The organism is Streptomyces sp. NPDC002446, from assembly GCF_053595675.1.
In genome coordinates this window covers 81,404-102,371 of the sequence record NZ_JBSFYC010000021.1, presented here as the reverse complement: position 1 = coordinate 102,371, position 20,968 = coordinate 81,404, and the positions used below count along the sequence as shown (strand labels likewise).

The 20,968-nt window shown below is 73.4% G+C and carries 22 protein-coding genes and 1 pseudogene; 15 read left to right on the top strand and 8 right to left on the bottom strand.

Annotated features, from left to right (window positions below; all coding sequences use genetic code 11):
- Window positions 1–68 precede the first annotated feature (68 nt).
- Window positions 69–1,325: an FAD-dependent oxidoreductase gene (locus ACWD6P_RS14910; protein ID WP_451444488.1), complete on the top strand. Its 1,257-nt coding sequence runs from the start codon at window positions 69–71 to the stop codon at window positions 1,323–1,325.
- Here ACWD6P_RS14910 and ACWD6P_RS14905 read toward each other — a convergent pair.
- Window positions 1,294–1,917, bottom strand: a complete 624-nt coding sequence (locus ACWD6P_RS14905; protein ID WP_451444487.1) for a TetR/AcrR family transcriptional regulator — start codon at window positions 1,915–1,917, stop codon at window positions 1,294–1,296. The genes ACWD6P_RS14910 and ACWD6P_RS14905 overlap by 32 nt on opposite strands.
- Window positions 1,918–2,077: 160 nt before the next feature.
- On the opposite strand from ACWD6P_RS14905, the gene ACWD6P_RS14900 reads away from it, so the two are divergent.
- A complete protein-coding gene (locus ACWD6P_RS14900) occupies window positions 2,078–2,935 on the top strand; it encodes an SGNH/GDSL hydrolase family protein (RefSeq protein ID WP_451444486.1) in 858 nt (285 codons plus the stop codon).
- A gap of 58 nt (window positions 2,936–2,993) precedes the next feature.
- On the opposite strand, the gene ACWD6P_RS14895 is transcribed toward ACWD6P_RS14900, so the two are convergent.
- Together ACWD6P_RS14895 and lanL are read right to left on the bottom strand one after the other, a co-directional pair.
- Window positions 2,994–3,119 carry a hypothetical protein gene (locus ACWD6P_RS14895; protein WP_451444485.1) on the bottom strand — a complete coding sequence of 42 codons (126 nt, stop codon included), beginning with the start codon at window positions 3,117–3,119 and terminating at the stop codon, window positions 2,994–2,996.
- 47 nt (window positions 3,120–3,166) lie between these two features.
- On the bottom strand, window positions 3,167–5,962 hold the full coding sequence (gene lanL, locus ACWD6P_RS14890) for a class IV lanthionine synthetase LanL (protein ID WP_451444484.1): 2,796 nt from the start codon (window positions 5,960–5,962) through the stop codon (window positions 3,167–3,169).
- A 298-nt stretch (window positions 5,963–6,260) separates the two neighbouring features.
- Here lanL and ACWD6P_RS14885 point away from each other — a divergent pair, with 298 nt between their 5' ends.
- The 10 genes and pseudogenes from ACWD6P_RS14885 to ACWD6P_RS14840 all read left to right on the top strand — a co-directional run bounded on the left by ACWD6P_RS14885 (window position 6,261) and on the right by ACWD6P_RS14840 (window position 13,844).
- Window positions 6,261–6,518 (top strand): cold-shock protein, encoded by a 258-nt coding sequence (locus ACWD6P_RS14885; RefSeq protein WP_451444483.1) that lies wholly within the window; start codon window positions 6,261–6,263, stop codon window positions 6,516–6,518.
- A gap of 59 nt (window positions 6,519–6,577) precedes the next feature.
- Window positions 6,578–6,922: pseudogene (locus tag ACWD6P_RS14880) on the top strand (beta-ketoacyl synthase N-terminal-like domain-containing protein); the annotation flags it as partial.
- A 34-nt stretch (window positions 6,923–6,956) separates the two neighbouring features.
- Window positions 6,957–7,157 carry a hypothetical protein gene (locus ACWD6P_RS14875; protein ID WP_451444499.1) on the top strand — a complete coding sequence of 67 codons (201 nt, stop codon included), beginning with the start codon at window positions 6,957–6,959 and terminating at the stop codon, window positions 7,155–7,157.
- 244 nt (window positions 7,158–7,401) lie between these two features.
- Complete coding sequence (locus ACWD6P_RS14870; RefSeq protein ID WP_451444482.1) at window positions 7,402–7,833, top strand: hypothetical protein; 432 nt, start codon at window positions 7,402–7,404, stop codon at window positions 7,831–7,833.
- Window positions 7,834–7,912: 79 nt separating this feature from the next.
- On the top strand, window positions 7,913–9,523 hold the full coding sequence (locus ACWD6P_RS14865; RefSeq protein ID WP_451444481.1) for a multicopper oxidase family protein: 1,611 nt from the start codon (window positions 7,913–7,915) through the stop codon (window positions 9,521–9,523).
- A 132-nt stretch (window positions 9,524–9,655) separates the two neighbouring features.
- The gene (locus ACWD6P_RS14860; RefSeq protein WP_451444480.1) at window positions 9,656–10,096 is read left to right on the top strand and encodes a hypothetical protein; all 441 of its coding nucleotides are present in this window, start codon (window positions 9,656–9,658) and stop codon (window positions 10,094–10,096) included.
- Between the two features lie 205 nt (window positions 10,097–10,301).
- On the top strand, window positions 10,302–10,763 hold the full coding sequence (locus tag ACWD6P_RS14855) for a hypothetical protein (protein WP_451444479.1): 462 nt from the start codon (window positions 10,302–10,304) through the stop codon (window positions 10,761–10,763).
- A 134-nt stretch (window positions 10,764–10,897) separates the two neighbouring features.
- Window positions 10,898–12,088: a PLP-dependent cysteine synthase family protein gene (locus tag ACWD6P_RS14850; RefSeq protein WP_451444478.1), complete on the top strand. Its 1,191-nt coding sequence runs from the start codon at window positions 10,898–10,900 to the stop codon at window positions 12,086–12,088.
- On the top strand, window positions 12,085–13,401 hold the full coding sequence (locus ACWD6P_RS14845) for an MFS transporter (protein ID WP_451444477.1): 1,317 nt from the start codon (window positions 12,085–12,087) through the stop codon (window positions 13,399–13,401). Before ACWD6P_RS14850 ends, ACWD6P_RS14845 begins: the two co-directional genes overlap by 4 nt.
- A gap of 77 nt (window positions 13,402–13,478) precedes the next feature.
- Window positions 13,479–13,844, top strand: coding sequence for a hypothetical protein (locus ACWD6P_RS14840; protein WP_451444476.1), 366 nt, complete (start codon window positions 13,479–13,481; stop codon window positions 13,842–13,844).
- Window positions 13,845–13,945: 101 nt separating this feature from the next.
- Here the strand turns inward: ACWD6P_RS14840 and ACWD6P_RS14835 are convergent, their stop codons facing one another.
- Together ACWD6P_RS14835 and ACWD6P_RS14830 are read right to left on the bottom strand one after the other, a co-directional pair.
- Window positions 13,946–14,566 carry a hypothetical protein gene (locus ACWD6P_RS14835; RefSeq protein WP_451444475.1) on the bottom strand — a complete coding sequence of 207 codons (621 nt, stop codon included), beginning with the start codon at window positions 14,564–14,566 and terminating at the stop codon, window positions 13,946–13,948.
- A gap of 3 nt (window positions 14,567–14,569) precedes the next feature.
- Entirely contained in the window at window positions 14,570–14,719 is a 150-nt protein-coding gene (locus tag ACWD6P_RS14830; RefSeq protein WP_451444474.1) for a hypothetical protein, read from the bottom strand.
- Between the two features lie 231 nt (window positions 14,720–14,950).
- On the opposite strand from ACWD6P_RS14830, the gene purB reads away from it, so the two are divergent.
- Both purB and mug read left to right on the top strand, forming a co-directional pair.
- On the top strand, window positions 14,951–16,384 hold the full coding sequence (purB, locus tag ACWD6P_RS14825) for an adenylosuccinate lyase (RefSeq protein WP_451444498.1): 1,434 nt from the start codon (window positions 14,951–14,953) through the stop codon (window positions 16,382–16,384).
- 10 nt (window positions 16,385–16,394) lie between these two features.
- Window positions 16,395–16,952, top strand: a complete 558-nt coding sequence (gene mug, locus ACWD6P_RS14820; RefSeq protein ID WP_451444473.1) for a G/U mismatch-specific DNA glycosylase — start codon at window positions 16,395–16,397, stop codon at window positions 16,950–16,952.
- A gap of 70 nt (window positions 16,953–17,022) precedes the next feature.
- On the opposite strand, the gene ACWD6P_RS14815 is transcribed toward mug, so the two are convergent.
- Window positions 17,023–17,487 carry a hypothetical protein gene (locus tag ACWD6P_RS14815; protein ID WP_451444472.1) on the bottom strand — a complete coding sequence of 155 codons (465 nt, stop codon included), beginning with the start codon at window positions 17,485–17,487 and terminating at the stop codon, window positions 17,023–17,025.
- Window positions 17,488–17,682: 195 nt separating this feature from the next.
- Here ACWD6P_RS14815 and ACWD6P_RS14810 point away from each other — a divergent pair, with 195 nt between their 5' ends.
- The gene (locus tag ACWD6P_RS14810) at window positions 17,683–18,837 is read left to right on the top strand and encodes an ROK family transcriptional regulator (protein WP_451444471.1); all 1,155 of its coding nucleotides are present in this window, start codon (window positions 17,683–17,685) and stop codon (window positions 18,835–18,837) included.
- Window positions 18,838–18,913: 76 nt separating this feature from the next.
- Here ACWD6P_RS14810 and ACWD6P_RS14805 read toward each other — a convergent pair whose 3' ends face one another.
- Together ACWD6P_RS14805 and ACWD6P_RS14800 are read right to left on the bottom strand one after the other, a co-directional pair.
- On the bottom strand, window positions 18,914–19,660 hold the full coding sequence (locus tag ACWD6P_RS14805; protein ID WP_451444470.1) for a GntR family transcriptional regulator: 747 nt from the start codon (window positions 19,658–19,660) through the stop codon (window positions 18,914–18,916).
- A gap of 234 nt (window positions 19,661–19,894) precedes the next feature.
- Complete coding sequence (locus tag ACWD6P_RS14800; RefSeq protein ID WP_451444469.1) at window positions 19,895–20,779, bottom strand: RNA polymerase sigma-70 factor; 885 nt, start codon at window positions 20,777–20,779, stop codon at window positions 19,895–19,897.
- Between the last annotated feature and the right edge of the window lie 189 nt (window positions 20,780–20,968).

Sequence of the window (20,968 nt, the reverse complement as noted above, 5' to 3'; positions counted from 1 at the left end):
ACGCGGCGTCTGACCGATCGGTTAGATTACTGACCGATCGGTCAGACACGCGTTGAGGGGGCATGCACATGGACCGCACCACCTGCTGCATCGTGGGCGGCGGACCCGCCGGGATGATGCTGGGACTGCTGCTGGCCAGGGCCGGTGTCGAGGTGACCGTCCTGGAGAAGCACCGGGACTTTCTGCGTGACTTCCGCGGGGACACCGTCCATCCGTCGACCCTGCGGCTGCTGGACGAGCTGGGCCTCGGGGAGGCGTTCGCGCGGCTGCCGTTCGCCAAGCTGGAGGACATGCGGGCGCGGATCGGCGACACCACGGTCGTGATGAGCGATCTGCGGCGCATCCCGGGCCGGCACAAGTACTTCGCGATGGTGCCGCAGTGGGACTTCCTCGACCTGCTGGCGAGCGCGGGCGCCGAGGAGCCGGGCTTCACCCTGCGGATGCGTACCGAGGTCACCGGGCTGCGCACCGAGGGCGGACGGGTGACGGGGGTGCGGTTCACCGATGAGCACGGGACTCCCGGCGAGCTGGCCGCGGATCTGACGGTCGCCTGTGACGGCCGGGACTCGGTGGTGACGCGGGCGGCCGGGCTGCGGCAGCAGCTGTTCGAGGTGCCGATGGACGTCTGGCAGGTGCGGGTGGACGCTCCCCCGGCCTCCGACGGCCTGAAGGACGGCCGGGTCTTCGCGTGCTTCGGCGGCGGCCAGGCGGCGGTCACCATGGACCGCGGCACGTACTACCAGACCTCCTATCTGATCGGGAAGGGCCGGGACGCCGAGCTGCGCGCCCACGGCATCCAGTGGCTGCGGGACCGGCTGGGCGCGCTGTTCGACTGGGACGACGAGGTGACCGGGGCGATCGGGTCGTGGGACGACGTCAAGCTGCTGGAGGTGACGTTCGGCCGGCTGCGGCGCTGGTACCGGCCGGGGCTGCTGTGCATCGGGGACGCCGCGCACACCATGTCGCCGGTCGGCGGCGTCGGGGTCAATCTGGCGCTGCAGGACGCGGTCGCCGCGGCCCGGATCCTGGCGGAGCCGCTCGGCCGGGGGCGGGTGCGGGTGGCGGATCTGGCCCGGGTGCAGCGGCGACGGGAGCTGCCGATGGTGATGATCCAGAGCTCCCAGCGGGCCGAGCACACCATGATCCGTTCCGCGCTGGCGGGCACGCTCGACGGCGACCGGCTGCCGGTGCCGATGCGGCTGCTGCGGTGGGTGCCGCCGCTGCGGACCGTGACCGGCTATCTGGGCGGGATGGGCATACGCCCCGAGCGTGCGCCCGCCTTCGCCCGGCGGGTCAGTCCCGGCGCTCGATCGCGTACAGCGTGAACTGGACCAGCTCGGCGGCCGCGGCGTCCAGGTCGAGATCGGGGTGGGCCAGCCAGTGGGCGATCACCCCGTCGATCGCCCCGCCGATCGCCAGCGCCACGGTCGGGGCGTGGAACTCCCGTAGCACGCCCGCCTTTTGACCCTCCGTCAGCAGTGCGGCGAGGGTCTGCCAGCGGTCGCGGGTGTCGTGCGAGCCCGGGGTCTTGAGCCGGGTGCCTCCCTCGTCGTCGAGCAGCATCTCGGTGATCACCCGGACATGGCGGCGGTTGGCCTGCTGGTAGCCGATCATCGCCCGTACGTAGGCGATGACCGCTTCGCGGGGGCCGGGCGCCTGCGCCAGCCGCTCGGTGACATAGGCGCTGAACTGCTCCATCACCTGTTCCAGCGCGGCGCGGGTCAGGTTGTCCTTGGAGGTGAAGTGGTAGAGCACCGCGGCCTTGGACAGCCCGGCCCGCTCGGCGATCGCCGACAGCGAGGTCGCGGGGTAGCCGCGGGTGGAGACCAGGTCGATGGTGGCCTCGATGAGCTGCTGCCGGCGGGCCCGCTCGGTGAACGTCGGCGCGTCGGGGCCCTCGCCCCGGCGGGGAGTCATCGCGCGTTCACCTGTACCTCTCGTGGCCCTTCGGACGACATCAGACCGTACACCGCGGGCCCCGCGAAGGCGGCCGCGGACCATGCGGTGCGGTGGGGTCCGGCCGAAGCCGGGGGCAGGCCATACCGGTCGGTACGGCGAACGGTAGGATCGCCGCGCCATGGAGATGAATGCCCGTTACACCAGTTTCGTCGCGGTCGGCGACAGCTTCACCGAGGGAATGTCGGACGGACTGCCGGACGGCTCGTACCGCGGGTGGGCCGATCTGCTCGCCGCCCGGCTGGCGGCCCTCCCGGGTTCGGCCCCGCCCGGCGCACCCGGATTCCGGTACGCCAATCTCGCGGTGCGCGGCAAGCTCATCGGGCAGATCGCCGACGAGCAGTGCGCTCCGGCGGCCGCGCTGGGCGCCGATCTGGTGACGCTGGTCGGGGGGCTCAACGACGTGCTGCGGCCCCAGTGCGATGTCGAGCAGGTGTGCACCCGGCTGGCGGACGCCGCCGGGCAGCTGGCACGGGGCGGCGGTCAACTGGTGCTGATGCGCAGTCCGGGCCGGCAGGGGCCGGTGCTGGAGCGCTTCCGGCCGCGTATGGAGCAGCTGTTCGCGCGGATCGACGAGATCGCCGCGCGGCACGGAGCGCTGGTCGTGGACCTGTACGCGTCGCGGGCGCTGGCCGACCCGAGGCTGTGGGCGGACGACCGGCTGCATCTGAACGCCGAGGGGCACCGCCGGGTGGCGGAGGCCGTCTGGCAGGCGCTCGGCCTGCCGCCCGCGTCGGACTGGGACGCCCCGCTGCCGGCCGCCGTACCGCCGCGCTGGGCCGCCCGGCGCACCGCCGACCTGCGGTTCGCGCGCCGGCATCTGGTGCCCTGGATAGGCCGGCGGCTGACCGGCCGCTCCTCCGGGGACAGCCGGACGGGCGCCCACTTCAGCGCCGAGCTCGGCAAGGCCTTCTGGGTGACGCCCGCGGACCACACGAACCCGGGGCCGGTGGCGGACTGGGGACGGGTGGGGGTTTGATCGAGGGCAGGTGTCCGAGGCGCCGGGGCGGGGGCCGACCCGGCGCCTCGGGATTTGCTCAGAGATCGTTGAGAGAGATCAGGCAGAGCGCCGTCTCACCGTGATCGGCCGGATCCTCCGGCATGACGTCCGGCAGCTCCTCCAGGGACGCCTGCATATCCACGAATTCCGTGTGCTCTTCCATGTGTGCCTCCATTTGTGAGGTGGGGGGTGTGTGCCGCTGCGGCCGGGTCATGTCCCGGCCGCAGGTCTGGGGGCCCGTGGTGGGCCGGTCGGGGTGGGCGCGTGGGAGGTGTCCGGCACCGGGTCCGTCCAGAGCCGGGCGCCCCCGTGCCGCAGCCGCAGCAGGAAGGCCAGCGCCCCCGAGGTGCCGGTGCCGTAGGCCGCCCCCCAGCCGTGGCCCGTCTCGTCCAAGGTCACCGACCGGCCGTCGCGCGTGGTGCTGCGCGCCGCGAGGAGGGCCGCCAGCGTCCGCGCGCCGGCATGGAAGCGCGGCGAGTCGGTGGCGCGGGCGAGGTCGAGCAGGAACTCGCCGCCGCCGGCCAGCCCGTGGCAGACCGCCGTGGTGCCGCGCCAGCGGGCGCGCAGCACCGCCTCACCGGCCGCCAGGGCGAGGTCGCGGGCCTCCTCGTCGCCGGTGGCCTGCCAGAGCCGGACGAGGAAGGTGCCGATGCCCGACGAGCCGCTGCACCAGTGGGCCGACCGTGCGGGCTCGCCGTCGCCGGGGTGCTGGGGCCACCAGGCGGCGGCCGGTCCGGCGCGGCCCGAGTCCGGCCCGTCGCCGCCCCGGTGGGCGGTCGCGGCCAGCGTGCGGCCGGCCCGTACCGCCGCGTCGTGGAAGGCGCGCTCGCCGCTCGCCCCGGCGGCGGCCAGCAGGAACGCTCCGATGCCGGCCACCCCGTGGGCGTAGCCGAGCAGCGAGCGGCCCGCGAAGGCCGAGTCGAAGGTCTCCGGGACCGGCCACCGCACCCCCTCCGGGGCCGGGCGCATGGCATCGACGAGCCCCTGGGCACACTGCCGGACGCGCTGCGGGAACGGCGTCGCGGGACGGCCGGCCGCCATCCGCAGGTTCATCAAGCCCGCGCCGGCCGCGCCGTGGCAGACATCCGGATTGGGCCACCGCACCGGCAGCCGCAGCGCCAGGTCGTCGGCGTACCGGGCGAGGGCCGGGTCGTCGAGGAGCACCGCGGCGTCCCGCAGGGCCCAGGCGGTGCCCGAGCGGCCGAAGTGCAGGCCGGGCAGTTCGGCCGGATCGGCGGCGAGGCGCCGGACGATCCAGTCGGCGGCCGTCCGCACGGTGGCGCGGGCGGTGGCCCGTACGTCTTCGGGCAGGGCTGCCGCCCCGGCCGCGCGGGCCAGGACCGCGAGGACACCGGCCGCGCCGTGCTGGACGTTGCAGGGGTCGGTGCGCAGTCCGCTCGGGGTCGTGGGCCACAGCCGGTCGTCCCGGTCGGGGTCGGCCGTCATGGAGAGGTGGCGCACGGCGTCGGCGATGGCCCGGTCGAGCGGGGCGTCGTCGGCGGGTGCGGTGGCGGGGCGGGCGGGAAGGGGCCGTCCGCTGCGCTGCCGGAGGGCGGTGAGGACCTGGGCCGGCGGGGGCCTCAGGGCGGGTTCCGTCCGCCGCAGGGCACAGATCACGGGTGCGAGGCGCCGGGCGGTCTCCCCGCTGCGGGCGGCGAGTGAGAGCCAGCTGCGGGGCACACCGGCGGCGTTGTCCGGCGGCGGTGGGCTGTGCCCGGTGGCCAGCAGGAACAGCAGCCCGCCCAGGGCGAACAGGTCGCTGCGCGGGTCGGCCACCGGCGCCTCGGCGGTCGCCGTCTCCGGCGCCCGGTACCCGGGGGTTCCGGCGCGGCCGACGGGCTGCCCGCGCTCGGCGGTGCACTCCAGGTCGATGACCCGTACGGCGCCGTCGGGGCGCACGATCACATTGCCGGGCGCGAGGTCGCCCAGCACCAGGCCGCGTGCGTGGACGTCCGCCACGAGCCGTACCAGCGCCGCGGCGAGCGGCGCGGCCACCGGCCAGGGCACGCCGGGGTCGTCGGCGTCGGTCAGGGCCGCGGTCACCCAGCGGGCGAGCGTCGAGCCGGGCACCTCCTCCCGGACCAGGAACAGCCGCCCGTCGCGCTGGACGAGTTCCAGGGGGCTCGGTGCCGGTCCCGCCGGGGCGAGCCGTGCCAGCATCCCGGCCTCGTGCCGCAGGGCGGCGCATGCGTCCCGGCCCGTGCCGTCCACCTCGATGTGCGCGAGGGCCTGCTTGATCACGACGCGCTCCCCGGTGACGGTGTCCGTACCGGCGAAGACACCGCCCTTGGTGCTGCGGCGCAGGGCGCCGGAGAGGGCGTAGCGCCCGGCGAGCACCACGGGCGGGCGGCCCGCGGGCCGTTCGGGGCCGGTCCGGGGCGGCCGGCTCAGGGGGTCGGCGGCCCAGGGCGGCGGGGTGAAGCAGGGGCCGCGCAGATCCTCGGTCCGCCGGCCGTCGGGGCCGGTGAGCAGGGTGCGGTAGATCCCGTCGGGGCCGAGCTCGGGCCGTCCGGTGAAGCCGCCGTAGCGGTAGTGCACCCGGCTGCCCGGCCGGTAGGGGCGGTCGGAGAGGACGGCCGGCCCCGGCAGTCCGGCCGTGGCGGTGTGCAGGGCTTCGGCCAGCGAGGTGAAGTGGGCGTCGTCATCGGGGTAGAGGGTGAGGAACTTGCCCGAGGAACCGCGGTCGCAGTCGGCCGAGTTGACGGTGGCCAGCTGCCGGGGCCCGGCGGCGAACTTGAAGGCGCACGACTGCCGGGCGGCGACGCCGGCGACCCTGGAGAGCACCTCGGCGGCGGCTCCCGAGGCCGCGCTCACATGTATCTTCCAGCCCTGCACGCGCGGCACATGGCCCGGCGGGCGGGCGGTCACCCATATGTCGCCTGCCCGGATACGCCATTCGGCGACCGGGCCGACGGCGGCCAGGGCTTCGAGGGCGGCGTCCAGCAGGACGGACTGCGGTGCGGCGCCGCACCTCGCACGAACCACCGTGCGGTGATCGGTGTCCATCCGGCCCTCGATCCCTCCGCCGGCCGCAACCGCGTCGGCCCTGCGGGTCCGTGTGTGCCCAACTGACGGTCACCGGCGGGCGCTGTCACGGTCCCGGGGCCGGTGGCCCACTCAGTCTCATTCCGGACACCGGCCGCCGCCACTGGAAGAATCGGTCCGGGTCCGGCACGCCATCGGGAGGGACGGCGCGCCGACCGGCCGTGGTGCGCCCGGCCGCCCATGTGCGTCCGAACCGCTCATGGGCTGCCTGACCAGCAGATTCACCATATGTAGCCGACGAGCAGAGGGGAGCTTGACGATGTCCGAGGTAACGCCGGACGACGTGATCGCGGGGCGGGTGCGCGACTGGCACAGCGAGGAAGGGTGGGGCGTCCTCACGTCCCCGGCCCTGCCGGAGGAGGTGTGGGCACACTACTCGGCCATCCAGGCCACCGGCTTTCGCGAGCTGACCGCCGGTGAGGACGTCACGTTCTCGGTGGAACGGGCCGAACAGGACGGGTTCCACTGGAGGGCCGAACGCGTCTGGCGCGCATCAGGTCCCGCCGCGGCGCAATAACCGCCCCGGGCCGAAGCCGTCATCAAGCCGTCCGGCCCGCGCACCGGCCGCACATCGCCGTGCACGACCGGTTCAGCAGCGGTCAATCACCGTCGCGCACGAACTCCCGACATCTGCCGCCAAATCCGCTCCATACACTCCACAACACCCCTGCTGAGCGGGCGCTGCCGTATGCGGCAGCCGCTCTCATCGCGCAGCTCACCCGCCGCACCGGTCCCTGTCTGACGGTCTCCACGGCGTGCGCGTCGGGGGCGACCGCGAGCGGGGAAGGGGCCCGGCTCATCCGGGACGGCACCTGCACCACGGCGCTCGCCGGCGGGACGGAGGCCCCGGTGATACCGCTGTCCATGGCCGGCTTCGCCCGTATGGGCTCGCTCAGTACGCGCAACTCCGCGCCGGAACGGGCGTCCAGACCGTTCGACCGGGACCGGGACGGCTATGGAGGCCGTGGCCGGTCTGCTGTCCGCCTCCAGCGGGCTCGTCCCACCCGTGGCCAACCACGAACGGCGGGCCGAGGACTGTCCGTTGGACGTGGTGACCGGAAGCGCCCGGGACGTCGGCGCCGGGCCCGTGCTGTCGAACTCGTTCGGCTTCGGCGGGCACAACGCCTGCCTGGTGATCGGGCCCCCGCCCGAATGACCGCGCCACCGCCCGCACTCGTCTGCACTCGTCCGCACTCGTCCGCACTCGTCCGCACCGCCGTTGGCTGACGCCAACCGGCGTCGGCCTGCGCTGACCGGCGCTGACCGACGTCCGCTGTGCCGCGCGGCCGTGACCGCGGCCGCCCCCGGGGCGAGAAACCCCATGGGGGTATATTGACCGGACGACGGTGAGCCCCGCCTGCGGGCTCGGAGACGACGAGCTGGGTGGAGGGATGGCGCCAGTGACAGCCCGCGCCGGTGCCGTCCGCTGGGCAGGGGGCGTCGTCCTTGCGCTGCTGGCCGCGCTGGCCGTGCTCATCCACCATGAGACGGCCGCGATCACCGCCTCCCCGCCGCGGTCCGCCGCGCATGCGGGGCACGCCATGCCCGCCATGGGACACCCGTCCCCGGCCCCGCACGCTGCCGCCGCCGACCACACGGACCTGCACGGCACGCCCGCGCCCGCGCACGGCGCCGACGGCAGCGCCTGCACCGACCCCGGCATGCAGCACTGCACCACCGCGAGCGTCGAGGTGTTCCAGCTCGACGTGCCGTCACAGGGCCACGCCGCACAGCCCGCCGACCCGTACCGGGCCGGGCCCGGCGCACTGCCCGCCGGGACGGTCAGCCGCGCACCACCCGACCTGTCGGTCCTCTCCCGACTGCGTATCTAGGTCGCGCCCACGGCACCCGTGTGCCGTCTCCGCCGCGACCCTGCGCAGTTCGAAACACCCAGTGAAGAGGACCCCTATCGTGAACAGTGTCAACCGCCGCTCCGTCCTGCTCGCCGGACTCGGCGCCGTCGGCGCGGGCGCGCTCGCCGCCTGCAGCAACTCCGCCGCCACCCCGGCCCTCGTCAGCCCCTCCGGTTCCGCCGTCGCCGCCACGGAGAAGAAGCGGACGGGCACCGGCCGGCAGCACCGGATCACCCTGACCGCGGCACCCGCGGTGATCGGCCTGGGCGGCGGAGTCACGGCCAGGACCTGGGCCTTCGACGGCCGGACGCCGGGCAGGGAAGTCCGGCTCTCCGCCGGGGACACCGTGTCCGCCGAACTCTCCAACCAGCTCCCGGGAAAGACCACCACCTCGGTCCACTGGCACGGCATCGCCCTGCGCAACGACATGGACGGCGTCCCCCCGGCCACCCAGACCCCCGTCCGGGCCGGCGCCCGCTTCACCTACCGCTTCGTCGCCGACACCCCCGGCACGTACTTCTTCCACCCGCACGTCGGCGTCCAGCTCGACCGCGGGCTGTACGCCCCGCTGATCGTCGAGGACCCCAAGGAGCCGCTGGCGTACGACGACGAATGGGTCCTCGTCCTCGACGACTGGGTCGACGGCGTCACCGGCACCCCCGACGAGGTCTTCGCCGAACTCAGGCAGGGCATGGGCGGCATGGACGATACGGACGACATGGACGGCATGCACGCGGGCGGCGGCTCCAGCTCCAGCTCCAGCTCCAGCTCGGGAATGACGGGGCACGACATGCCCGGCATGGGGCACGGCACGCACGGCGCGGGGAACGCGAAGTTCATGCTCATGGGCGCCGGGAGCGAGCTGCTCGGCGGCGACGCCGGCGATGTGAAGTACCCGTACCACCTGGTCAACGGCCGGATCCCGGCCGATCCCGACGTCTACCGGGGCAAGCCCGGCACCAAGGTGCGGCTGCGGATCGTCAACGCGGGCGGCGACACCGCCTATCGGGTCGCACTCGGCGGCCACAAACTGACCGTGACCCACACCGACGGCTTCCCGGTCCGGCACCGGCAGACGGACGCGCTCCTCATCGGCATGGGCGAGCGGTACGACGTACTGGTCACCCTCGGCGACGGGGTCTTCCCCCTGGTCGCCCTCGCCGAAGGCAAGAAGACGGGCGGTCTGGCCCTCGTGCGGACGGGCCCGGGCAGCAGGCCTGCGCCGACCGTACGACCGAAGGAGCTCGGCGGCAGGGTCATGACCGCAGCTCAGCTCCGCGCGGCCGACGACGTGCGGCTGAAGACCTCCGCGACCGACGTCACGCACCGGATCAGGCTCACCGGCGGCATGGCCGGGTACGACTGGGCCCTCAACGGCAAGCCGTTCGACATGGCCGCGCCGGACGCCGGCCCGATCATGGTCGAGGAAGGCCAGCGGGTCCGGCTGGACTTCGTCAACGACACGGACATGTGGCATCCGATGCATCTGCACGGCCACACGTACCAGCTCGGCGGCTCCGGCCCCCGTAAGGACACCGCGATCGTGCTGCCGCGGCAGAGGCTGTCCGTGTTCTTCGACGCCGACAACCCCGGGCAGTGGATGCTCCACTGCCACAACGCGTACCACGGTGAGGCCGGGATGATGGCGAACCTGGCCTATCGGGCCTGACCCCAGGGCCGGGTGGCACGCACGCGGCGACGTGCGTGCCACCCGGCCGCCGGCAGCGCAGCGTCCGTTCGCCCCAACGTCCTGTCTCAGAGCGGCCCTTGTGCCGCCCCGGGGACACGCTAGGATCACGGCATGGTCACGACCTGGTCGACCTCCGGCATGTCGCGGGCCCGCTCGTCGGCGGGTCCGCTGCGCGTGTGGTGGGTGGCCATGGTGCTGTTCAGCCTCGTCTATGCGCACGGTGTGAGCGCGGAGGGCATCGCGGGCCATCTCGGCGCGAGCGCGGCTGCGTCCGTCGTGGCCGAGAAGGCCGAGAAGGCCGATGAAGCGGCACAGGCACAAGCGGCCATCGCCCCTCACGGCGGCGGTCATGGCGAGCACTCCCATCCGGCAGAGGACTGCCAGTCCGGTCAGCCGCAGCAGGGCCCCGCGCTGGCAGCCCCCTGCGCCTCGCCGCTCGACGGCAGGGGGAGCTCCGCGACGCTGCCGTCCGGTGCCGGGCCGCGGGCCGACCATGCGTTGACCAGGGCTGTGCCGAGGGCTCCCACCGGACCGGGTGTGCTGCGGATTTAGGGCTTTCCCCACCCTGACCCATCGGACATCGCTCAGCGTCCGGCGACGCGCACGTCACCGTCACCGGCGCCCGGCCTCCCGTCGCCGTGCTCCCGCACGGTCCGCGGCTGCCGCGCAGGGCGCTGTCCGGCGATCTCGCCCCCCTCATTCCGCCCCCATCCCGGCGCCCCGGCCCCTCGGCCGCGCGGCGCTCCGCGGAGGAACCGTGCCGTTACTCCCTCGTCTCCACGACACCACCACCCACCGCACACCCCGCCCCGCCCCGTGGCCCGCCCGGCTGCTCGCCCTCGTTCTGGGCGGATTGCTGCTGGTCACCTTCGACTGCGCGGCGCTGCTGCACGGTGCCGACCATGCGCACGGCGCGTCCCGTACAGCCTTCGGCGGCGCCCAACAGGGCGTCTGGAACCCGGAGTTCGCCGAACCGGCGGCGCGTGCCGCCTCCAGTCCGAGCGACGATCTTTGTGCCTCACTCGGGCTCGACGCCGCGGCCGGAAGCCGGCAGGCGTCGTCGGACGGCACGGCGACCGCCGTTCCCATGGCCAGGGACGCTGTGCCGGCGGTCGCGGCGGTCTCCGGTGCGGCGCTCCTGCAAGGCCTCCGTACACGGGCCATAAGAGCGCCTGCCGGCCGCTCCACACTGACCGCCCTCTGCCGGTGGCGCACCTAGACCGCTCCGGTGCAGCCGGACGAACCGGCTGCCGTGCGCCGCCACCAGGGCCAGGGGCCATGCCCCGCCCTGCTCGTGGCGGCGCGCGCAAGGAAGCACCTGAACTCGCCTTCCTCACAGATGAGAGCGGATCCATGCATTCGTCGCATTCTTCGAGCATCCTCACTCCCCCTGCCCGCTCCGCCCTTTCCGGGCTGGTCGGCAACACCCCCCTCCTCCATGTGTCCGAGCCCCTCGCCCCGCAGGGCCGGGGCTTCTGGGCGAAGCTGGAGGGGTTCAACCCCGGCGGCATCAAGGACCGCCCCGGTCTGCACATGGTCGAGCGGGCCCGCGCCCGCGGCGAACTGCGGCCCGGCGCCCGGATCATCGAATCCACCAGCGGCACCCTGGGTCTGGGACTGGCCCTGGCGGGTATGGTCCACGGCCATCCGGTCACCCTGGTCACCGACCCGGGTCTGGAGCGGTCCATGACGCAGCTGCTGTCCGCGTACGGGGCCCAGGTCAATGTCGTCTCCGAGCCCCACCCGACGGGCGGCTGGCAGCAGGCCCGCCGCGACCGGGTGGCCCAGCTGATGGCCCAGCACCCGGGGTCGTGGTGCCCCGACCAGTACAACAACCCGGACAACACCACTGCCTACACCCCGCTCGCGCTGGAGCTGGCGACCGGGCTCGGCCACATCGACGTACTGGTGTGCAGCGTGGGCACCGGCGGGCACTCCGCCGGTGTGTCCCGGGTCCTGCAGCACCACTATCCCGAGCTGAAGCTGGTCGGGGTGGACACCATCGGCTCGACGATCTTCGGGCAGCCCGCCCGCACCCGGCTCATGCGCGGGCTGGGGTCGAGCATCTACCCCCGCAACGTCGCCTACGGCAACTTCAGCGAGGTGCACTGGGTCGCCCCGGCCGAGGCGGTGTGGACCTGCCGGCAGCTGGCCACCTCCCACTACGCCACCGGCGGGTGGAGCGTGGGGGCGGTCGCCCTGGTCGCCGGCTGGCTGGCCCGCACGCTGCCCGAGGACACCCGAATTGCGGCGATCTTCCCCGACGGCCCGCAGCGCTACCTCGGCACCGTCTACGACGACGACTACTGCGCCGCCCACGGCCTGCTCGACTCCCCGCCCGCCCCGGATCCCGAGGTGATCGGCCGCCTGGACGAGAAGGAGGTCACCCGCTGGACCCGCTGCACCACCGTCGTCGACCCGCTCTCCCTCGCCCGGGAGCCGGCGGACGCGGTCGCGCTCCCCGACTCCGACACGCCGGAAGGCTCCGACGCCGCCGACGCGCCGACCCACTCCGGCACCGAGGGAGAGGGCGACGTCCGGTGAAGGGGACCTTTGCGCAGGTGCGCTCCTATCCGCGCAGCGTCCAGCTGCTGATGGTGAACCAGTTCACCATCAACCTCGGCTTCTACATGCTGATGCCGTATCTGGCGGCGCACCTTTCCGGGACGCTGGGGCTGGCCGGCTGGGTGGTCGGGCTGGTGCTCGGCGTGCGGAACTTCAGCCAGCAGGGCATGTTCCTGGTCGGCGGCACACTGGCCGACCGGCTCGGGTACAAGCCGATGATCATCGCCGGCCTGGTGCTGCGCATCGTCGGCTTCGCGACGCTGGGCCTGGTGGACTCGCTGCCCGCCCTGCTGGCGGCGTCCGCCGCGACGGGTCTGGCCGGGGCGCTGTTCAACCCGGCCGTCCGGGCCTACCTCGCCGCGGACGCGGGCGAGCGCCGGGTCGAGGCGTTCGCGCTGTTCAACGTCTTCTACCAGGCGGGCATACTGCTCGGTCCGCTGGTGGGCATGGTGCTGACCGGCGTCGACTTCCGGATCACGTGCCTGGTCGCGGCCGGTGTCTTCGCGCTGCTGAGCATCGTGCAGATCCGGGCGCTGCCGGCCCGTAGGGCCGCCGGGGCGAAGGACCGGGCCGCCGGTGGGCGCGAGAGCGTGCTGGCCCAGTGGCGGAGCATCGTGGCCAACCGGCCGTTCCTGCTGTTCTCCGCGGCCATGATCGGCTTCTATGTCATGCAGTTCCAGGTATATCTCTCACTGCCGCTGGAGGTGCGGCGGCTCGGCGGGGACGGGACCTTCGGCACGGTGGCGGTGGCGGTGCTCTTCGCCGTATCGGGCCTGAGCACCATCCTCTTCCAGACCAAGGTGACCGCCTGGTGCAAGGCCCGTATGGAGCCCGGCCGGGCGCTCGCCTGGGGGCTGCTCACCATGGGGGTCGCGTTTGTGCCGCTGCTGGTGCCCACCGCGGTGACCGTGCCGGACGGCGGAGCGGGGCGGTGGCTGCTCGCCGCCGTGCCACCCGCGCTCTCCGCGCTGCTGCTGGCACTGGGCACGATGGTCGCCTATCCGTTCGAGATGGACACCATCGTCCGGCTCTCCGGCGACCGTCTCGTCGCCACCCACTACGGGCTCTACAACACCGTCTGCGGCGTCGGCATCACCCTCGGCAATCTGCTTACCGGTGCCGCGCTGGACGCCGCCCGGGCGGCCGGGGTGTCCGCCCTGCCGTGGCTCGCCCTGCTCGCCCTGGGCCTCGCATGCTCCGCCGCGCTGTACGGACTGCACCGGACCGGCCGCTTGAAGCCGCCGGCGCCCCAGGAATCGCCGCGGAAAAACGGGGCGCGGATCCAAGCGTGATACACGATCAGAAAACGATATGGAATCGCAGGTTTGGAAGACGTTTCGGGTAATCGCGCGGGGCAAGCAAGGAGGTCATGAGCAATCCCCATGAACCTCTTCCCGCAAATGACACCTACCAGCCCTATGACGGAAACCGGCCCACCTATAGGCGTAACCGGGACGGCGATGGAGCAAACCGGGCAGCGCTGGCCATCCATACGATCGCGGACATCGCCGCAGGATTTCTGGGACTCTGGATCCTGCTCTACCTGCTGGAGGCCAACCAGGGAAATGTCTTCGTCGGCTTTGTGCACGGTATGGCCGACTGGCTGGCCGGCTGGTCCCAGGACATCTTCACCATGGAGGTGGAGAGTCTGCGGGTTTTCCTGAATTACGGCCTGCCCGCCGTGATCTACCTTCTGCTCGGTCATGGGATCGCCGCGAGGGTACGCCGCCTCTGACCGAATTCAGGTCGGATTTCGGATTCAGGGCCGACGCGCCCGCAGATGCCCGGTAAACCGGGGATTTCCGCGGGCGCGTCGGCCCTGAGCGATATCCCGGGTCAGGACTGGCTGTTGAGAAATCCGATCAGGCTGGCGCCCCACCAGCCGATCTGGCTGACGGCGGCCGCCGCACCCGACTGGATGCGCAGGCGGCGGGGCACCGGCGCGTTCCCGCACCGGTCCAGGCGCTGCCCGAGCCAGTGGGCGTAGAGACCGTTGACGGTGACGGCCAGCACGAGTCCGAGTTTCACCAGGGTCAGCGGCGACGCCGGGTCCGGACGGAGGAACAGTCCGGTGACGACCAGGCCGGCCAGTCCGAGCCAGATCGGGACCTGCAGTGTGCAGGCGGTGCGCAGGACCTCGGCCAGCCGGCGTCGGCCGAGCATCCACATCACGGCGAACCAGTCGACGGCGAGTACGGAGCCCAGCCCGACGACGAGTGCCACGAGGTGGAGGAAGCGGGCGGCCAACTGCAGCGGCGGGTCGGCGTGGAGGTGGCCGGCCACCCAGCAGGCGGCCGCCAGCACGGCGGGGCTCAGAACGCCCAGCACGACCAGCGCCCACAGCGGTGTCGGCGGGCGCTCGCGGACCGCGCCGCCGTCAGCGGGCTCGGCCCACCCCGGCACCCCGACGGGCCGGGAAACCGGGGCAGTTACCGCCCCGTCGGAGATCGGTGCCACGGGTCAGTTCTCCGTCGTGCGTTCCACGTCGCGGAACGTGGCGGCGATCTTCTCGCCGAGCGCGGTCCGCTCACCGTTGGCGCCGTGACGCGGGAACGTCGGCGGCCGGAGCGCGGTGCGCGGTGAACGCGGCGAGGGTCTGAACCCGGGCATGGCTGAAAACCTTCGGTCGGGAGTAAGGTGAGGCGAACCTAAGTCCATGCCGTGCCCCCGTCAACCTGCATGGTCGTCGGCCGGCGGACATGGCGCGCGGTGACGAGGGACGCTGCGGCCGCCGCCAACGCCCGCACCGTCGCCGCCGCGCTCCCGGTTGGAGGAACACACAGCCGGGACCGGGGCGCTGGCCTGCGCGAATCGCCAGTAGACTCTCACCACGTGACTGCTGTGTCTGCGAAGCCTCGCATCCCCAATGTTCTGGCCGGCCGCTATGCCTCCACGGAGCTGGCCGTGCTGTGGTCCCCCGAGTACAAGGTCAAGCTGGAGCGGAAGTTGTGGCTCGCCGTGCTGCGCGCGCAGAAGGACCTGGGGGTGGAGGTCCCCGAGCAGGCGCTGGCCGACTACGAGCGGGTCCTGGAGACCGTCGACCTGGCCTCGATCGCCGAGCGCGAGAAGGTCACCCGGCACGACGTCAAGGCCCGCATCGAGGAGTTCAACGCCCTCGCCGGCCACGAGCAGGTCCACAAGGGCATGACCTCCCGCGACCTGACGGAGAACGTCGAGCAGCTGCAGGTACGGCTGTCGCTGGAGCTGATGCGGGACCGCACCGTCGCCGTGCTGGCCCGCCTGGGCTCGCTGGCCGCGCAGCACGCCGAGCTGGTGATGGCGGGCCGCTCGCACAACGTCGCCGCGCAGGCCACGACGCTGGGAAAGCGCTTCGCGACCGCGGCGGACGAGCTGCTGGTGGCGTACGCCCGGCTGGAGGAGCTGCTCTCCCGCTACCCGCTGCGCGGCATCAAGGGCCCGGTGGGCACCGCGCAGGACATGCTGGACCTGCTCGGCGGCGATGCGGCCAAGCTCGCCGACCTGGAGCAGCGGATCGCCGCGCACCTCGGCTTCGGCCAGGCCTTCACCTCCGTCGGCCAGGTCTACCCGCGCTCGCTGGACTACGAGGTGGTCACCGCGCTGGTGCAGCTGGCCGCCGCCCCCTCGTCGATCGCCAAGACCATCCGGCTGATGGCCGGGCACGAGCTGGTGACCGAGGGCTTCAAGCCCGGCCAGGTCGGCTCCTCGGCGATGCCGCACAAGATGAACACCCGCTCCTGCGAGCGCGTCAACGGCCTGATGGTGATCCTGCGCGGCTACGCCTCGATGGCCGGTGAGCTCTCCGGCGACCAGTGGAACGAGGGCGATGTGTCCTGCTCCGTGGTGCGCCGGGTGGCCCTGCCGGACTCCTTCTTCGCGCTGGACGGCCTGCTGGAGACGTTCCTGACCGTCCTCGACGAGTTCGGCGCCTTCCCCGCGGTCGTCGCCCGCGAGCTGGACCGCTATCTGCCCTTCCTCGCCACGACGAAGGTGCTGATGGGCGCCGTACGCGCCGGGGTGGGCCGCGAGGAGGCACACGAGGCGATCAAGGAGAACGCCGTCGCCTCGGCGCTGGCGATGCGCGAGCAGGGCGCCGAGCGCAACGAGCTGCTGGACAAGCTGGCCGCGGACGCCCGGATCCCGCTGGACAGGGCGCAGCTGGACGCGCTGATGGCGGACAAGCTCTCCTTCACCGGCGCGGCGGCCGACCAGGTGGCGTCCGTCGTCGCCCGGATCGAGGAGATCGCCAAGCAGCACCCGGAGGCCGCGGCGTACACGCCGGGCGCGATCCTCTGACGCGCTCGCCGTGCGCTTCACTCCCGAAGAGCTGGCAGCCGCTCGCGACCGCCTCGTCCCGGACGTGGCCGCGAGCGGCCTGCGCGTGCTCTTCTGCGGTATCAACCCCGGGCTGATGACGGCGGCCACCGGCCACCACTTCGCCCGCCCCGGCAACCGGTTCTGGCCCGTCCTGCACGCTGCCGGCTTCACACCCCGGCAGTTCCGGCCCGCCGAGCAGGACGAGCTGCTGGAGCACGGTCTGGGCATCACCAACGTCGTGGCACGGGCGACCGCCAAGGCCGACGAGCTGACCGCGGCGGAGTACCGCGAGGGCGGCCGGATACTGGCCGAGGAGGTGGCGCGGCTGCGGCCCCGCTGGCTCGCCGTCGCCGGGGTCACGGCCTACCGCGTCGCCTTCGACGACAAGCACGCAGCGATCGGACCGCAGGAGCGCACCCTGGGCGGCACCCGTATCTGGGCGCTGCCCAACCCCAGTGGCCTCAACGCCCATTGGACGCTCCAGACGATGGCGGAGGAGTACGGGCGGCTGCGGGCGGCGGCTTTCGCCCCGGGCGACGACGTCTGACGGCGGAGTCGTTCGGCTCGGGCTCCCCGCTCCCGGCGTGCCCGCTCCCCGGCGGGCTCCCGGGCGCCCGCTACTCGGGCCGCCCCTGACCGTCCCCGCCCGCCACGGCCTCCTCCCCCACCGCCACCAGCAGCTGAAACGGCAGCTCGCGATCGCCCTGCCCCACCCCCACACCGATCCAGCGGCCCTGCACCCGCCAGCCGTGCATCCGGGGCACGAATCCGCACAGGGTGTCCAGCGGCGGCGGGACGGGCAGCCCGCTCGCCGTCCGCTCCAGATGGGCGGCGAGGTCGAGGGACTCGGGCTCGCCCCACCGTAAGGACAGCGCCCGCACCAGCGCCGTCAGCCCGGCCTCGAACTCCTCCTCGGCCTCGGCGACCTCGGTCAGGTCGGCGTCCCAGAAGTCCTCGCTGACCCGCAGCCCGGCTATGTGGAAGCCCGGTCCGCTCTCGACGCGGCCGAGGCGGGTCCGCTGCGCCGGGAAGGCCCGCAGGCGCAGCGCGTCGATGGTGGTCAGCTGCTCGTCAAGCGTCATGCCCTCAGTAAACCTGCCGGGTCTGACAATTGACGTTCCCTCACCCCGCCAGCGCACCGCGCCCGCCGTCCTCGCGTGCCGGCACAGATCCGTATCGCCTGGCCAGGCCGCTGCGGGCGCCGCTGCCGGGGCTCGCCGCACACCCTGTGACCGGCTACGATCCGCCCCACGGACGGAAAGTTAGGGAGACGGACGTTGGGGCGGCTCACCGGGGATCCCTCTCTGCTGCGACGGATCAACTCCGCGGTGGTGCTGCACGCGCTGCGCGCCGCGGACGCCCCCACGCTCACCCACCTCGTTCAGGTGACGGGCCTGTCCCGGCCGACGGTCGAGGGGGTGGTCGAGGGGCTCATCGAGACCGGGCTGGTGGTCGAGGCGCCCGCCGAGGAGGGCGAGACCCGCCGCCAGGGGCGCCCCGCCCGGCGGTTCCGGTTCCGTACCGAGGCCGGGCACCTGCTGGGCATCGAGATCGGTCCGCACCGCATCACGGCGCTGCTGTCCGATCTGAGCGGCCGGGTGCTGGACACCGGGCAGCGCCCCGTGGAGGAGACCGCACCGGCCGACGAGCGGCTGGAGCGGGTCCGCGCCGTGGTCGCCGAACTGCTGCGCCGTACGGGCATCCCGCGCACTTCGCTGCGGGCCGTCGGCGTGGCCACCCCCGGCATCGTGGAGGCGGACGGCACCGTACGGCTGGGCACCGCGCTGCCGGGCTGGACGGGGCTGCCGCTGGGCGAGCGGCTGCGGCGGTCGTTCCGCTGCCCGGTGCTGGTCGAGAACGACGCCAACGCCGCCGCGGTGGCCGAGCACTGGCAGGGCGCGGCGACCGGCTCGGACGACATCGTGTTCGTACTGGCCGGGCTCAGCCCGGGGGCGGGCTCGCTGATCGGCGGCCGGCTGCACCGCGGGTTCGGCGGGGCGGCCGGGGAGATCGGCGCACTGCATCTGCTGGGGCGCGAGGCGACGCCGGAGAAGCTGCTCTCGACGACCGGTGAGCCGCTGCACCCGCTGGACGAGGCCCAGGTCGCCGCGGTCTTCACGGCGGCGCGGAACGGCGACGCGGGCGCCCGGGAAGCCATCGACCGCTTCCTGCGGCGGCTGGTACACGACGTCGCGGCGCTGGTGCTGGCGCTCGATCCCGAGCTGGTCGTGATCGGCGGCTGGGCGGCGGGGCTGGCCGGTGTCCTCACGCCGCTGCGCGACGAGCTGGCGCGCTACTGCCTGCGCCCGCCGCAGGTGGCGCTCTCCGAACTCGGCGAGGCGGCCGTCGCCACCGGCGCGCTGCGGCTGGCCCTCGACCATGTGGAGGGCGAGCTCTTCGCGGTGGAGGGCACGGCGACGGCCCGGCGCTGAGCCGGCCCCGGGCCGGGCGGTGCGGCGGGCCCGCACCGGAGCGTCCGGCGCGGGCCCGTAGGAACGAGGGGACGGCTCAGCCGGCCAGAAGTGACATCGCGTCACTCGCGCCGAAGGTCAGCCGGCAGGTGTCCGCGCGGTACGTCGACACCGCGACGGCGGTCGTCCGCCCGCCGGAGACATAGCGGGTGGTCACGACGAGGACGGGTGCGCCGGGCAGCCGGTCCAGCTGCCGGGCGTCCTCCGCACGGGCCGAGCCGAGCTCCACCGTACGGTCCTGTCCGTCCAGTTCGCGCTTCTGCAGCTCGTGCAGCACGGCGCGGGCGCGGGCCGGGGCGCTGGGCCGGTCCGCCTCGGCGTAGCCGGGGACCGCGGCCGACGGCACGTACAGCAGCTCGGCGGCGACGGGCTGGCCGTGCGTGACCCGGGAGCGGCGCACGATGTGCACCCGCTCGCCGGGGGCGGTCTCCAGCAGGCGGGCCACCGCGGCCGGCACCGTGTCGCTCTCCGTGGCGTCGACCGGCTGCCAGTCGTCATCGGGGGTGCCGGGCCAGGTGTGGCGGGCGGGGTCGACGGCGACGCCTACGCGCGGCGGTGCGACGGTGGTGCCCACACCGCGGCGGCGCTGCAGTCTGCCTTCCAGCTCCAGCTGTTCGAGCGCCTGCCGCAGCGTGGCCCGGGCGACGCCGAACCGCGCCGCCAGCTCACGCTCGTTGGGCAGAATCTCGCCGACCGCGAACTCCGAGTCCAGCGCGTCGCTGAGCACGGTCTTGAGGTGCCAGTACTTCGGCTCCGGCACCGTTTCGAGCTGCGTGGTCCCCACCCTGTCCTCCGCACTGGCCATTGCCCCGCGGGGCAGCGCCCCCATGGAACCCGGGCCGCGTGCGAGGCACCTACGGATGCGGGCCCCGTACGCGCTCCCGTTTATGAGCGCTTCTTTATTAAAGGTTGTTGCAGTATCCCGACGATATGACTGCCCCCACCCTTGGTCAAGACCAATCCCGGATCGGTTTCGCGGGCCGCTCCGCGCCGCTGCGCCCGGTCTGCGGAGGGCCGCTCAGCTCGCCGCCAGCGCCCCGAGCTTGTCGGGGTTGCGCACGATGTAGACGGTGTGGATCCGGCCGTCCCGGATGCCGAGCTGGAGGACGGAGTCCGGCGCCTCGCCGTTGCGCGCCAGCAGTGCGATACCGCCGTTGAGTTCGACGAGGGTGAACTCCGTGCCGGACGGCGTCTTCTTGGCGACGCCGAGGAGGAAGCGGGCGACCTTGTCCGCGGACTCGATGATCCGCAGCGGCGCCTTGGCCTTCCCGCCGCTGTCCCCGACCAGCCGGGCGTCCGCCGCCAGCAGGCGCAGCAGGCCCTCCAGGTCGTCGCCGGCCGCCGCCGCCAGGAACCGCTCGGTCAGGTCGCGCTGCTGCACGGGGTCGACCTCGAAGCGCGGTCTGCCCTCCGCCACGTGCCGGCGGGCCCGGCCCGCCAGTTGGCGCACCGCGGCCTCACTGCGGTCCAGGGCCTCGGCGATCTCGGCGTACGGATAGCCGAAGGCCTCGCGCAGGACGAACACGGCGCGCTCCAGCGGGGAGAGCGACTCCATGGTGACGAGCACGGCCAGGGTGACGGACTCGGCGAACACCGTCCGCTCGGCGCTGTCGGGCACGGTCCCGGCGAAGTCGGTCGCCAGCGGCTCCGGCAGCCAGGGCCCCACATAGGACTCGCGCCGCGACTGGACCTGGCGCAGACGGTCGATGGCGAGCCGGGTGGTGGTCCGTACGAGGAAGGCGCGCGGCTCGCGCACCTGCGTCCGGTCCGCGCCCGACCAGCGCAGCCAGGCGTCCTGCACCACGTCCTCGGCGTCGGCCACCCGGCCGAGCATGCGGTAGGCCACCCCGAACAGGACGGAGCGGTGCTCTTCGAAGACATCGGTCGCGGAATCCATCAGCACTCGTCCATCCCACCCGGCCGCACCCGCCTTGTCCAGCGGAAACGGGCCGGTGCGACGCGCGCCACCACGGCGGGGGCGGGACCGGACGGGCCGGTGTGCGCCATCCTGTTCACCACCCGTTCCGCTGCACGGCACCAAACAGCGGTACGAACGGTCCTCGGTAAGTTCGGTGACGGCATGGAGGTTTGA

What these genes read in the sequence shown, in the direction of transcription:
- ACWD6P_RS14905 (WP_451444487.1), bottom strand. Translation starts at nt 1,917, where the DNA reads ATGACTCCCCGCCGGGGCGAGGGCCCCGACGCGCCGACGTTCACCGAG.
- ACWD6P_RS14895 (WP_451444485.1), bottom strand. Translation starts at nt 3,119, where the DNA reads ATGGAAGAGCACACGGAATTCGTGGATATGCAGGCGTCCCTGGAGGAG.
- ACWD6P_RS14885 (WP_451444483.1), top strand. Translation starts at nt 6,261, where the DNA reads ATGTCCGAGGTAACGCCGGACGACGTGATCGCGGGGCGGGTGCGCGAC.
- ACWD6P_RS14830 (WP_451444474.1), bottom strand. Translation starts at nt 14,719, where the DNA reads ATGCCCGGGTTCAGACCCTCGCCGCGTTCACCGCGCACCGCGCTCCGG.
- ACWD6P_RS14900 (WP_451444486.1), top strand. Translation starts at nt 2,078, where the DNA reads ATGGAGATGAATGCCCGTTACACCAGTTTCGTCGCGGTCGGCGACAGC.
- ACWD6P_RS14875 (WP_451444499.1), top strand. Translation starts at nt 6,957, where the DNA reads ATGGAGGCCGTGGCCGGTCTGCTGTCCGCCTCCAGCGGGCTCGTCCCA.
- ACWD6P_RS14850 (WP_451444478.1), top strand. Translation starts at nt 10,898, where the DNA reads ATGCATTCGTCGCATTCTTCGAGCATCCTCACTCCCCCTGCCCGCTCC.
- ACWD6P_RS14910 (WP_451444488.1), top strand. Translation starts at nt 69, where the DNA reads ATGGACCGCACCACCTGCTGCATCGTGGGCGGCGGACCCGCCGGGATG.
- lanL (WP_451444484.1), bottom strand. Translation starts at nt 5,962, where the DNA reads ATGGACACCGATCACCGCACGGTGGTTCGTGCGAGGTGCGGCGCCGCA.
- ACWD6P_RS14840 (WP_451444476.1), top strand. Translation starts at nt 13,479, where the DNA reads ATGAGCAATCCCCATGAACCTCTTCCCGCAAATGACACCTACCAGCCC.
- ACWD6P_RS14860 (WP_451444480.1), top strand. Translation starts at nt 9,656, where the DNA reads ATGGTCACGACCTGGTCGACCTCCGGCATGTCGCGGGCCCGCTCGTCG.
- ACWD6P_RS14815 (WP_451444472.1), bottom strand. Translation starts at nt 17,487, where the DNA reads ATGACGCTTGACGAGCAGCTGACCACCATCGACGCGCTGCGCCTGCGG.